The organism is Allochromatium warmingii (assembly GCF_900107145.1).
GTDB lineage: Bacteria > Pseudomonadota > Gammaproteobacteria > Chromatiales > Chromatiaceae > Thermochromatium > Thermochromatium warmingii.
Window position 1 is genome coordinate 22273 of sequence record NZ_FNOW01000029.1, and the last position, 11826, is coordinate 34098.

General features: G+C 56.0%; 13 protein-coding genes. 1 reads left to right on the top strand and 12 read right to left on the bottom strand.

Annotated features, from left to right (window positions below; genetic code table 11):
- Positions 1–8 precede the first annotated feature (8 nt).
- Positions 9–1073 carry a DNA replication/repair protein RecF gene (gene recF, locus BLW10_RS09530; RefSeq protein WP_281241134.1) on the top strand — a complete coding sequence of 355 codons (1065 nt, stop codon included), beginning with the start codon at positions 9–11 and terminating at the stop codon, positions 1071–1073.
- A 38-nt stretch (positions 1074–1111) separates the two neighbouring features.
- On the opposite strand, the gene BLW10_RS09535 is transcribed toward recF, so the two are convergent.
- The 12 genes from BLW10_RS09535 to ppsR all read right to left on the bottom strand — a co-directional run bounded on the left by BLW10_RS09535 (position 1112) and on the right by ppsR (position 11574).
- Complete coding sequence (locus BLW10_RS09535; RefSeq protein ID WP_091334242.1) at positions 1112–2389, bottom strand: SPOR domain-containing protein; 1278 nt, start codon at positions 2387–2389, stop codon at positions 1112–1114.
- Between the two features lie 92 nt (positions 2390–2481).
- Positions 2482–3579: a histidinol-phosphate transaminase gene (hisC, locus tag BLW10_RS09540; RefSeq protein WP_091334243.1), complete on the bottom strand. Its 1098-nt coding sequence runs from the start codon at positions 3577–3579 to the stop codon at positions 2482–2484.
- Complete coding sequence (hisD, locus tag BLW10_RS09545; protein ID WP_425425899.1) at positions 3576–4877, bottom strand: histidinol dehydrogenase; 1302 nt, start codon at positions 4875–4877, stop codon at positions 3576–3578. Before hisD ends, hisC begins: the two co-directional genes overlap by 4 nt.
- A 69-nt stretch (positions 4878–4946) precedes the next feature.
- Positions 4947–5459 (bottom strand): DUF3782 domain-containing protein, encoded by a 513-nt coding sequence (locus BLW10_RS09550; RefSeq protein WP_091334246.1) that lies wholly within the window; start codon positions 5457–5459, stop codon positions 4947–4949.
- Between the two features lie 120 nt (positions 5460–5579).
- Positions 5580–6224, bottom strand: coding sequence for an ATP phosphoribosyltransferase (gene hisG / locus BLW10_RS09555; protein ID WP_091334248.1), 645 nt, complete (start codon positions 6222–6224; stop codon positions 5580–5582).
- A 4-nt stretch (positions 6225–6228) separates the two neighbouring features.
- Positions 6229–7500, bottom strand: a complete 1272-nt coding sequence (gene murA / locus BLW10_RS09560; RefSeq protein ID WP_091334249.1) for a UDP-N-acetylglucosamine 1-carboxyvinyltransferase — start codon at positions 7498–7500, stop codon at positions 6229–6231.
- Positions 7501–7601: 101 nt separating this feature from the next.
- Positions 7602–7925, bottom strand: coding sequence for an STAS domain-containing protein (locus BLW10_RS09565; protein ID WP_091334251.1), 324 nt, complete (start codon positions 7923–7925; stop codon positions 7602–7604).
- Positions 7922–8542 carry an MlaC/ttg2D family ABC transporter substrate-binding protein gene (locus BLW10_RS09570; protein ID WP_091334252.1) on the bottom strand — a complete coding sequence of 207 codons (621 nt, stop codon included), beginning with the start codon at positions 8540–8542 and terminating at the stop codon, positions 7922–7924. Before BLW10_RS09570 ends, BLW10_RS09565 begins: the two co-directional genes overlap by 4 nt.
- Positions 8542–9009, bottom strand: coding sequence for an outer membrane lipid asymmetry maintenance protein MlaD (mlaD, locus tag BLW10_RS09575; RefSeq protein ID WP_091334254.1), 468 nt, complete (start codon positions 9007–9009; stop codon positions 8542–8544). The genes BLW10_RS09570 and mlaD overlap by 1 nt, the downstream gene beginning before the upstream one ends.
- Position 9010: 1 nt before the next feature.
- Entirely contained in the window at positions 9011–9793 is a 783-nt protein-coding gene (gene mlaE / locus BLW10_RS09580) for a lipid asymmetry maintenance ABC transporter permease subunit MlaE (protein WP_177169043.1), read from the bottom strand.
- Positions 9793–10629, bottom strand: a complete 837-nt coding sequence (locus BLW10_RS09585) for an ABC transporter ATP-binding protein (RefSeq protein ID WP_091334264.1) — start codon at positions 10627–10629, stop codon at positions 9793–9795. Before BLW10_RS09585 ends, mlaE begins: the two co-directional genes overlap by 1 nt.
- 105 nt (positions 10630–10734) lie before the next feature.
- Complete coding sequence (ppsR, locus tag BLW10_RS09590) at positions 10735–11574, bottom strand: posphoenolpyruvate synthetase regulatory kinase/phosphorylase PpsR (protein WP_091334257.1); 840 nt, start codon at positions 11572–11574, stop codon at positions 10735–10737.
- Positions 11575–11826: the final 252 nt, after the last annotated feature.

Consider the following 11826-nt stretch of genomic DNA (forward strand, 5'->3'; position numbering starts at 1 on the left):
AGCAAAACGTGTGCGCGGATTTCGCGTCTGGGCTGCGGTCGCTACGCATCGTGTCACTGCGCACGCTCCAGCGGCTCGCGCTCACCATTGAAACCCGCACGCTGCTACTAACTGGAGCCAATGGTTCAGGCAAAACCACGCTGCTCGAAGCGGTATATGTGCTGGCGCGGGGGCGGACATTTCGGAGCACCAAAGTTGGGCCGCTCACCACGCTCGGTGCGTCATGCACACGTATCGACGCGATCTTTCAAACACCGGACTACGACCGCATACGCCTGCGTTATGTGAAAGACGGGGCCACTGTCAGCCGCGCTATTCAGCCGCCGTCTGCGTCACTGTATGTCAAGCTCATTGGCGAGAATGCGCAACACTTGCTCGATGGTGAACCGAATTTACGGCGGCGGTTTTTAGATTGGAATGTCTTTCAGGCTGCGCCACAATTCGCGACAATACACGCTGAATTTACTCGCGTCTTAATGCAGCGCAATGCAGCGATTCGTGCCGGCGGCGGTCAGCGATCAGTGTGGGATCGCACTTTTATTGAATTAGCCGAGGCGTTGGATTATCAACGGTGTGCGTTTATACAGGATTGGCGAGCGCGGTTTTTGGAATATCGCACCGCCTATCCATTTTTAAACGGAGCCGAATTACATTATCGACGCGGCTGGCCGGATAATCAGGAATTAAGCGATGCGCTGGTCGCCGTTGCCGAGCCGGAATTGAAACGCGGCTATACGCTTGCTGGCCCGTCACGCGCTGATTTTCGTGTCACAGTTGGTGATGAGCGGCGTGGCTTTTCACGCGGACAAACCAAGCTCATTGTCGCGTTGTTGCAATTAGCCGCTGAATCCGTACAGCAAGCACGGGGACGAACACCGGCTATTTGGTTGCTTGATGATTTGGAAGCTGAATTAGATCGTGCGCTGGCCGAACAATTATGGCGGACTTTTGAAGCGACGCCGAATCCAATTCTGGCAACCCGCGTGGCAACGACTGGTGATCCGGGGGTATTTGGTGATACTCCATCGCTGACGCTGGTTCACATGCCGATTGTAGCGGCTAGAATAAATTAGAATCGAATGAACTGCGCCAGCTTGCAGCTCACAGCCAACTAGCGGCTCGAAACCGCAGTCAATGACGCATCCGCTTTGAGTCTGCGAATCCAGATATTCAGGTTCGCCAAGCGCGGCGGAAGTTGGGCAACCACAGCTTCAGCGGCATCGCGGCTGGGATGTAAGCTATGAATCAGCACATACCAAGGCCGACCTTGATAGCTTTCTTGCCGATAGTAATAAACGCTGGGAAGTAGGCTTTTACTATTCGCAGCAAATTCTTCCAGCGCCGCTAATTTATGAAAACCAATTAACTGCACACTGTAGGGCGTATCACCTGCCGTGATCGTTTGCGTTGGCGGTTCGCTTGCAGCGGGGAGTAATGTCGCGGTTGGCACTGCCGTGCTTTCAGATAACAGCTCGGCAGCGGGTGCTGATGTTGATTCAGGTATGGATTCAGCGGCTGGTGTTGGCGCAGCGGCGATCTCTGGATTCTCTGGGGTCAGCGTCGGCGCAGGTTCTGGCTCCGCAACCTGTGGCGCATTCGTTGCGGGTACAGCAGCGATCTCCGGCGATAATGCAGCTTCGGCGGTCGGCTCGGGCACTTCAGATGCGACCAACTCAGGAGCCGATGTCGGCTCTGGCTCCAGCGCACGTTCAAGCGGCGCGAGATCTAGCGGCGTTTCGGGCGTGACGGTAAAACCGACCACATCCGCTGTCAGTCGTGGCTGTGGCTCCGGTTGGAGTTCCAGATTCAGATCCAGACGCGGCGAGCTGGTTTGCGCTTGCTCGTTCAGCCGTTCTATCGATTTGGAAATGCCCGCCAGTGCTGCCGAGAGCCGATCTAACTGCGCCCGCGTCTGGGGATCGGGTTCCTCGCGGGGTGCGGGATCGATCTGTTCCACCGTGCGCTGCAAATCGTGCATCTGTGTTTCGAGCACCGCTTGCGTGGTGTTGAGCCGGAGCAGAAAAAACACCAGCGTTCCCACCACCAGCAGACTGAACACCAGCATCAGAATCGCCATCAGCGTGCTCTGATGTTTGAGGCGGGCATTGAGTTCATCGCGATGGGTCTGAAACGACCGCTGTAAACGTTGCGCGGTCTGTCGCCGATCATCGTCCACATCACCAATGCGGGCAATCAGCGCCGCTTCCAGCTTTTGTGTATCTTGACGATGCTGATTCAGACTCGCCGCGATGCGGGCAATTTGCGTCGTCTGGGCTTTGAGATAGCGTTGCAGCGCCTCGCCCGCGTTACTGGAGCGTGAAGCATTGGCCGCTGGCGTAGCGTCAGCAGTCGGGGGCGGATTGGGCGCGGCGGGTGTGGTGTTGTCCATCGAGTGTGTGAGATCTCGTTGCTCGGGCTGTGTCCCGCTCAAGCGGATATGCGCACCCGTTTAGCCGCAAGCGATCTAAACACAGGTGCCATCTATCCAGCGCAGTCAGGCGCAACCAATAACGCAGTCAGCGCCCGCACCAACGCTGCGTTCTCTTCGGGCATGCCGACCGTGAGCCGCAGACAATCCGTGAGTAGCGGATGTGCGCCATCCAGATTTTTGATGAGAATACCAGCCTGTTTCAGTCCTGCGAATAACGCGCCAGCCTGTCCGGTCGGCACCCGCGTGAGGATGAAATTGGCTTCACTGGGATACGGATGCAGCCCGGCAATCTGATTCAGCGCATCCTGTAGTCGCGTCCGTTCGGCACGAATGGCCTGCGTTTGTTCATCAAAGACGGCTTTATGCTGGAGCGCAAAGGTCGCCGAGACTTGCGTTAAGACATTGATATTATAGGGTAAGCGCACCTTGTCGATTTCGGCCAGCCAATCCGCTGGCCCCACCAGATAACCGAGTCTTAACCCAGCTAATCCCATTTTAGACACGGTGCGCATCACTAGCAGATTGTCCCAATCGCCGACTAATCCCATAAAACTGGCATCAGTAAAGGGCGCGTAGGCTTCATCGACAATCACCAGACCGGGCGCGGCTTCAATAATCCGCACCAGATCATCGGCATCAAAACGATTGCCGGTCGGATTATTCGGATAAGCGAGATAAATCAGCGTCGGTTGTTCGCGCTCAATGGCTTCGAGCATCGCCGGCAGATTGATCGAGAAATCCTCGGCTTGCAGCGGCACGCCAATATAATCCATCGCGGCAAATAGTCCGATCATCCGGTACATAACAAAGCCCGGATCGACCGAGAGAATTTTGCGCCCGGGCGCGGCGACTGCGAGCGCCAGCAATTGAATCAATTCATCCGAGCCGTTGCCCAGCAACACGCCCATGTCATCGGGAATCGCCATCGCCTCGCGCAGTGCCGCTTGCAGCGCCCGCCCCTGCGGATCAGGATAGCGATTGAGTTCCAGCCCGCGCAGGCTGTCCAGCCACGCAGCTTGGAGCGATTCCGGCCAGGTGTAGGGATTTTCCATCGCGTCGAGCTTAATCAGTCCGTTGGATTCGGGGACGTGATAGGCCGTGAGCGCACGGATTTCGGGACGAATCAACGCAGCGAGACGGGCGTTCATGGCGCACACTCGCCGCGATATTCAGCCGAACGGGCGTGCGCCGTCAGCCCTTCACCACGCGCCAGCACCGAAGCGGTTTGGGCTAATCGCGCCGAACCAGCGGCTGAGGCCAGAATCAGGCTAGAGCGTTTTTGAAAATCATAGACGCCGAGCGGCGAGGAAAACCGCGCCGTGCGCGAGGTCGGCAGAACATGATTCGGGCCGGCGCAATAATCGCCGAGTGCTTCAGCGGTATAGCGCCCCATGAAAATCGCGCCCGCGTGCCGAATGCGCCCGACGATGGCTTCGGGATCGGCCACCGAGAGTTCTAAATGCTCAGGTGCGATCTGATTAGCAACGGCGATGGCGTCATCCAGATCGCGGGCGAAAATCAGTGCCCCGCGTGCGCGTAACGCCGCTTCGATAATCGGAGCGCGTTCCAGCGTCGGCAGCAGCCGCTCGATGCTTGCGGCGACCTGATCGAGAAAGGCCGCATCCCAACTGACGAGGATCGACTGCGCATCCTCGTCGTGTTCAGCTTGCGAGAACAGATCCATCGCAATCCAATCGGGATCGGTCGCGCCGTCGCAGATCACCAGAATTTCAGACGGGCCGGCCACCATGTCGATGCCGACCTGACCGAATACGGCACGTTTCGCGGTGGCGACATAGATATTGCCCGGGCCGACGATCTTATCAACGCCCGGAATGGTCGCGGTGCCATAAGCGAGCGCGGCCACCGCTTGTGCGCCACCAATCGCAAACGCCCGATCTACCCCGGCAACATGCGCAGCAGCTAACACCAATTCGTTTAATTCCCCATCTGGCGTCGGCACCACCATGATGAGTTCCCCCACACCCGCGACCTTCGCCGGAATTGCGTTCATCAGCACCGAAGATGGATAAGCCGCTTTGCCGCCGGGTACATAGAGTCCAGCGCGATCCAGTGGCGTCACCTGCTGCCCGAGCAAGGTGCCATCGGCATCGCGGTAGCTCCAGCCGCTGAGTTTCTGATGTTCAGCATACGTGCGGATGCGCTCGGCGGCGGCGTCAAGCGCCTGACGCTGCGCGGCGGGGATGGTGTGCCACGCCTGTTCGAGACGCGCACGCGGCAGTTCGAGATCAGCGGGTGTCGTCGGTGTCCAGCGATCAAAGCGCGTAGTGTATTCAAGCAGCGCCGCATCGCCCTGCGTGCGCACCGCACGCAGAATCTCGGCGACAATCTGCTGCACACGATCATCGGAAACCGATTCCCAAGCCAGCAGCGCGGCGAGACGGTCGGCAAAGTCTGGGTCTGAAGTAGAGAGACGTTGAAGCATGGTCACGGCAATAAAATCCTCAATCGAGAACGGGTGCGTGCAATCGGTGCCGGTTTGAACGCGAGCTGATTACCACTCTTTCGGGTTAAAACGTGCGTCATTGCGGATCAAAATTGCCTCACCGCTTTGCGCGAGCACAAATAATCCCTGGCGATACGCATAGCGAGCGACTTCATCAGGTAGCACCATCGCCGCGACCGCGCCCATCAGTCGATAATCAGCAAAGCGCGGATAACAGCGTTTAAACCGTGCGAGCCGCGACAGATGTTCTTGCACATCCTCAATCGTTAGCCGACTTTTGCACTCGACCGCAATCGCATGTATAGCGTTGGTGACCATCAAATCAATTTCCATATCTTCTTGACCCGTGTCATCAATCACCACCAGATCACGCATCACATAATGGACATCTAAACCCCGAGCGCGAAATAAGCGTAATACCGCCGGGCGCACCATTTCCTCGACGAATTCAAGGTGATGATACCAATTCCCAAAGCTGTTGCTTAATTCACGGACAACGCGGCTGGTTTCTTGAATGTCTTGATGCGTTGCTTGGAATAGTCTATCTATTTCTATAGACATATATTATGGGAATCGTTATCCAGTCTTTTGAAATTTGTAGTCACAGAGCAAATTCGAGATGCCTTGCATCTTGATAGGTTGTTGACATAGATACCTCGCCTGAGTATTAGATGAACGCGGTCAACGGTTAGCCACCGCTTCACGCAAACAGGCTAATAACGCAGTCACGGCTTCATGCTTCATTTTCCACGCTGCCTTATTGACTACCAGACGTGAGCTAATATCAGCGATCTGTTCCAGCGGCACTAAACCATTAGCTTTGAGTGTATTGCCGCTCTCGACTAAATCCACAATCAAATCCGCCAGCCCAACCAATGGCGCCAGCTCCATTGAACCGTAGAGCTTAATAATCTCGACCTGCTGGCCTTTGGCGGCAAAATAGCGTTCTGCCGAATGCACATATTTGGTGGCAATCCGCAGACGGCGCGGGCCAGGGTCAGGTGTCTGCGGACGGCCTGCGACCATCAACCGACAGCGAGCGATGTTCAAATCGAGTGGCTCGTAGAGTCCCTCGCCGCCGTGCTCTAACAGCACATCTTTCCCCGCTACGCCCACATCAGCCGCGCCATATTGCACATAGGTCGGCACATCGCTGGCGCGAATGATGACGAACTTCACCAGCGGATGCGAGGTATCCAGAATCAGCTTGCGGCTGGTTTCGGGATCGTCGAGCGGCGTGATGCCAGCATGAGCCAGCAGCGGCAGCGTTTGCTCAAAAATACGGCCTTTTGACAGCGCAATCGTTAAGGGGACAGTGAGATTCATGCAGCTATACCTGACCAGTTCCAGTGCGGCGCTCAATCTGCGCCCCCAAGGTCGCAAGTTTGGTTTCCATGGTCTCATAGCCACGGTCGAGGTGATAGATACGATCCACAAGGGTTTGACCCGCTGCGACCAATCCAGCCAGCACCAAGCCCGCCGAGGCACGCAGATCGGTCGCCATCACCGGCGCGGCGGTGAGCTGCGCGACGCCATGACACACGGCGACATGCCCGTCGATGCGAATATCTGCGCCCATCCGCTGCAATTCGGGAACGTGCATAAAGCGATTCTCAAAAATGGTCTCTGCGACCGTGCCCACACCCTCGGCCATCGCATTGAGCGCACAAAATTGCGCCTGCATATCGGTCGGGAACGCCGGATGTGGCGCGGTGTGAATATCGACCGCTCGCGGGCGGCGACCGCCCATCTCCAGTTCAATCCAATCTGCACCAGTGGTGATGTCCGCGCCGGTGGCGTGCAGTTTTTTCAACACCGCATCGAGACAATCGGGCCGCGTATCTGTCACCCGCACCCGCCCGCCGGTCATCGCCGCTGCGACCAAAAAGGTGCCGGTTTCGATCCGATCCGGCATGATGCGATAGGCACCGCCGCCGAGCCGTGCGACGCCCTGAATGCGGATCCGATCCGTGCCCGCGCCCTCGATCTGTGCGCCGAGCGTGTTCAAAAATTCAGCTAGATCAACCACTTCCGGCTCACGAGCGGCATTTTCGATCAGGGTCTCGCCCTCAGCTAAGGCCGCCGCCATCATCAAATTTTCCGTGCCTGTGACCGAGACCAATTCCATAACGATCCGCGCCCCGCGCAACCGCTGGGCACGCGCTCGAATATAGCCACCCTCGACCGTGATCTCAGCACCCATCGCCCGTAAACCGTCGATGTGTACATTCACCGGACGTGCGCCAATCGCACAGCCGCCCGGCAAGGACACATCGGCTTGACCATACCGCGCCAGCAGTGGCCCAAGCACCAGAATCGAAGCGCGCATGGTTTTCACCAATTCATAGGGCGCAACAAAGCTGGTGAGTGCCGCTGGCGCAACCGTGATGCCATCGGCGGCATCTTGGGTCAAGCACGCGCCCATCCGCCCCAGCAACTCCAGCGTGGTGCGAATATCGCGCAAGCGCGGCACATTGGTGAGCTGTACCGGCGCATCGGCCAGCAGGGTCGCCGCCAAAATCGGCAGCGCCGCATTCTTGGCTCCCGATGCACGCACTGTGCCGCGCAGAGGATGACCGCCAGTAATCAGGAGTTTATCCATAGAAAACGCATCAGATGAGCCGACTGACAGCCGCGTTACGCTCAAGCATTCGGGCCAGAGTCGTGCGAACCAACCGTCAGCCGCGAGGGTTCAGAATTGGGCTATGCGTCGGCTAACAGCCAGACATCGCCCAGATTGGAGAGCGCCGCAAGTCGCTGCAACGACTCGGGCAGATGGGTATAGGTCAAACGCAAGCCGCTGGCCTGCGCACAGTCGAGCCACTCTAACAACAGCGCCAGCCCAGCACTATTCGCCCGCTCGATAGCCGCCAAATCAACCAGAATCTCGGTCTGGCTGTGGGCTAACGCGGTGTGCAACAGCGTCTCACCCTCTACGGCCAGCCGCGCTACAGTATCAAAATCCAGCACCCCGCTCAGTGTCCAGCGACCGGCATCGGGCGCACTCAAACGGGCGGGCGGATTCACTCTTGACCTCGGCGGTTCATATCTGTCAATTGCGCAATCAGCCCATCAATGCCACTTTGCCGAATTGTTGTCGCAAAACTGGTACGATAATTACCGACTAAACTGGCGTTGTTAATCACCACATCAAAGACTTTCCAGCCGCTATCAGCTTTGTGCATCCGATAATCAACCGGAATCGGCACCGCGCCGGAATCTTGCACTTCTGTTGCAACCGTCACCATTGTTGGGCGATTGCCGGGCTTAGATGGAAGATAATTGATTTTCTGCCCGGAATAACTCAACAGTGAGCGAGCATAGGTGCGAATTAGCACCTGCTTAAAGCCATTGACTAATTGACGTTGCTGATCCGCCGTTGCTTGACGCCAATATTGACCCACTGCGCCCTGCGTAATCCGCTCGAAATCAAAATGGGGAAGCACAGTTGATTCGACCAGCCCATAAATCAGTGCCGGATTGCGTTCAATTTCAGCGCGGCGCATTTCGAGTAGATGAATCATCCGCTCAGCGGTGCGCTGCACCAAGGCAGTCGCTTCATCAGTTGCCGCGAATAAGGTACCGCTCCACAACAGCGGCACTAATAATAGAAACGATAGAAAAACGTGACGTTGCTGAACCATTAGCCGCTTTCACCTGCTTTTTTAAAGAGAAATTGTCCGATCATCTGTTCCAGCAACAGTGCCGATTGCGTATTGGTGATGGTATCGCCATCGCGCAACACGTCAGGACTGCCGCCCGGTTCCAGACCAATATACTGCTCACCGAGTAGACCGGATGTAAAGATATTGGCGAAGGTATCATCAGGCAGCGTATTAACCGTTGCATCAATCCGCAATGCAACGACCGCTTCATAGGTCGCCGCGTCAAAGCGAATCGACTCAACACGCCCAATTCGCACCCCAGCAATCGCGACCGGGGCGCGTACTTTGAGACTGCCAATATTCGTAAAGCGTGCTTGGAGTACGTAGCCGTTATTACTGCTTTTGAGGTTGAAATTACTCACCTGCATGGCGAGAAAAAACAGCGCCACCAGCCCGAGCGCCACGAAGGTTCCAACCAGTAATTCAATATTGCGTCGTTTAGGCATGTCAGCCGTCTCCGAACATCAGCGCCGTCAAAACAAAATCTAATCCCAGCACCACCAACGCGGCATGAACAACGGCCCGCGTTGTCGAGCGACTCACGCCCTCAGCGGTCGGCACCGCATCATAGCCCTGAAACAGCGCAATCCAAGTCACCACCACCCCAAACGCCAGACTTTTAATCACGCCATTGATTAAATCTTCATCAAAGTCGATCTTCGCCTGCATTTGACTCCAGTACGCGCCCTCATCGACCCCCAGCAACCCGACGCCAACAAAATAGCCGCCCAGCACGCCAACGGCGCTAAAAATAGCCGCCAACAGCGGCATCGCCAGCACACCGCCGACAAAACGCGGCACCAGAATGCGCCGCACTGGATCGACAGCCATCATTTCCAGCCCTGCAAGCTGCTCGGTGGCTTTCATCAAGCCAATCTCGGCCGTCAGCGCAGACCCAGCACGTCCGGCGACCAGCAGCGCCGTGACCACTGGGCCGAGTTCGCGCACCAACGACGCCGCGACCATGACGCCCAAACTCTCAGCCGCCCCGAACTGCGAAAGCACATAATAGCCCTGCAATCCCAGCACCATGCCGACAAATAAGCCTGAGATGCCGATGATTAACAGCGACAGCACCCCGATATTAAAGAGCTGCTCCGCGAGTAAACGCGGACGCCGTAGCACCTCGCCCAGACCCAGCAAAATTGAGAGCAGCAGCACATGACCGCGCCCGAGTCGTTCTAGGGCTTCGAGTACGCCGCGTCCGAGTCGCGCCACTGCATCGCGCATCAACGCGCCCTCCGCATCCGCAAATCTGCCGCTAAGGACGGGGCCGGATAGTGAAAATGCACCGGCCCATCAGGTAAACCATCCATAAATTGCCGCACCCACGCCGCGTGATCGGCCGCGAGCGCATCCGGCGTGCCCTGAGCGACAACCCGCCCCTCAAAAATGACATACAGATAATCAGCTATTTGCGCTGTTTCATGTACATCATGTGATACCAGAATACTGGTCAAACCCGAAGCATCATTGAGCTGGCGAATCAGCGCCGTCAGCATTCCCATTGAAATCGGATCCTGACCTGTAAACGGCTCATCATAGAGAATCATCATCGGATCGAGCGCAATCGCCCGCGCCAAGGCCACCCGCCGCGCCATGCCGCCCGACAGCTCGGCGGGCATTAAATCCCGCGCCCCGCGCAAACCGACCGCTTCTAGTTTGAGCAGCACCAGCTTGCGCACCAGCGTTGGACTGAGATTAGTATGTTCGCGCAGTGGATAGGCGACATTCTCGAACACACTGAGATCCGTCAGCAGCGCACCCGACTGAAACAACATGCCCATGCGCTGCCGCAATTGGAACAATTCCGCCTGCGTCAGCTGCGTCACATCCTGACCAGCAACACGAATCGTTCCCGAATCAGGATGTAATTGACCCGTGATCAGCTTAAGCAGAGTGGTTTTGCCGGTGCCGCTTGGCCCCATCACCGCCGTGACTGTGCCGCGCCGGATGTCAAGATCAAGCTGGTCGAAGATGATCCGCTCGCCGCGCCGAAAACACAGATCGCGGATTTCGACGAGCATCTCTGAGTCAGGCGATGGTTCGGCGTGTTGACCAGACATTTGCATGTATAGAGTAATATAAACGCTTCATTTTCGTCTTCTCGGCGCGGGAGCGTCAAGTTTACACGGATAAATCATGCTGAAGCGATCGGCAATCTGTCATGCTCACTCGACTAAAACAGCATGGCAGTCATCTTCCTGCGACTCTTTGAGTGCTTTGACAATCTGTGAGGAAATTTCCTCAATTGATTGCGAAGTTGTATTTAGCACGGGCGCTTGCAAGCGTTTATAAATCTGATGCGCCATACGAATATCATCTTGGCAGCGTTTTAGCGACGCATAAGGACTCCCCGGACGACGTTCCTCACGAATAAGCTGCAACCGCTGTGGGTCAATCGTGAGCGCAAATAATTTATGCTGACAATCATAAAGCAATTGCGGCACATCACCACGCTCAAAATCTTCTTCTGTAATCGGATAATTTGCTGCACGTAAACCATAATGCATTGCTAAATACAAACAAGTCGGCGTTTTACCGGAACGTGACACCCCTGTGAGCACCACATCAGCGCGATGAAAATTATCAGGTCGTATGCCGTCATCATTTGACATAGCAAAATTAATCGCTTCAATGCGCTTAGTATAATAACTCGGCTTTGTAATTGCATGACTGCGACCTGCTTTGAGGCTTGGTGGCACGCCTAATTCGCGAGCCAACGGATCGACGAATACTTCAAATAACTCGACATAAAAACAATTACCATTTTTGAGAATAGAGCGAATACCATCGTCAATCATTGTCGCAAAAACAATTGGCCGCGCTCCATCGCGCTCCGCTGCTTCTTGCATGCGCTGCGTCAACGCCTTAGCGCGTAATTCCGTATTGATATACGGCATATAAACCTGCTCAAACTCGACGGTATCGAATTGCGAGAGCAGACTATGACCAAGTGTTTCAGCCGTAATGCCAGTGCTTTCAGAGACAAAAAAAACGGTGCGGTTCATAATTCAATTAGCAAGCGATTTGAATAACGTGAGGGGGCAATGAGCATAACAGTATGCCACTGCCGCCAACTTGCAGCGCAACACAAAAGCACAATGTAAAGAATTGATAGAAGAAAATCAGAAACGCAGAAAGCCAAAACCCCCACCTTCTTTCGGAGGCAGGGGTTTTGAGGAAGAGGGCCCTGGCGGTGCCCTAGGTTCGCATGGGGAGGCCCCACACTAGGATCGGCGAAGACCTGTTTCACGTCTGAG

Coding starts and splice junctions, on each gene's coding strand:
- ppsR (WP_091334257.1), bottom strand. CDS start 11,574: ATGAACCGCACCGTTTTTTTTGTCTCTGAAAGCACTGGCATTACGGCT.
- hisG (WP_091334248.1), bottom strand. CDS start 6,224: ATGAATCTCACTGTCCCCTTAACGATTGCGCTGTCAAAAGGCCGTATT.
- BLW10_RS09585 (WP_091334264.1), bottom strand. CDS start 10,629: ATGTCTGGTCAACACGCCGAACCATCGCCTGACTCAGAGATGCTCGTC.
- BLW10_RS09550 (WP_091334246.1), bottom strand. CDS start 5,459: ATGTCTATAGAAATAGATAGACTATTCCAAGCAACGCATCAAGACATT.
- hisD (WP_425425899.1), bottom strand. CDS start 4,877: ATGCTTCAACGTCTCTCTACTTCAGACCCAGACTTTGCCGACCGTCTC.
- hisC (WP_091334243.1), bottom strand. CDS start 3,579: ATGAACGCCCGTCTCGCTGCGTTGATTCGTCCCGAAATCCGTGCGCTC.
- BLW10_RS09535 (WP_091334242.1), bottom strand. CDS start 2,389: ATGGACAACACCACACCCGCCGCGCCCAATCCGCCCCCGACTGCTGAC.
- mlaE (WP_177169043.1), bottom strand. CDS start 9,793: ATGCGCGATGCAGTGGCGCGACTCGGACGCGGCGTACTCGAAGCCCTA.
- mlaD (WP_091334254.1), bottom strand. CDS start 9,009: ATGCCTAAACGACGCAATATTGAATTACTGGTTGGAACCTTCGTGGCG.
- murA (WP_091334249.1), bottom strand. CDS start 7,500: ATGGATAAACTCCTGATTACTGGCGGTCATCCTCTGCGCGGCACAGTG.
- BLW10_RS09570 (WP_091334252.1), bottom strand. CDS start 8,542: ATGGTTCAGCAACGTCACGTTTTTCTATCGTTTCTATTATTAGTGCCG.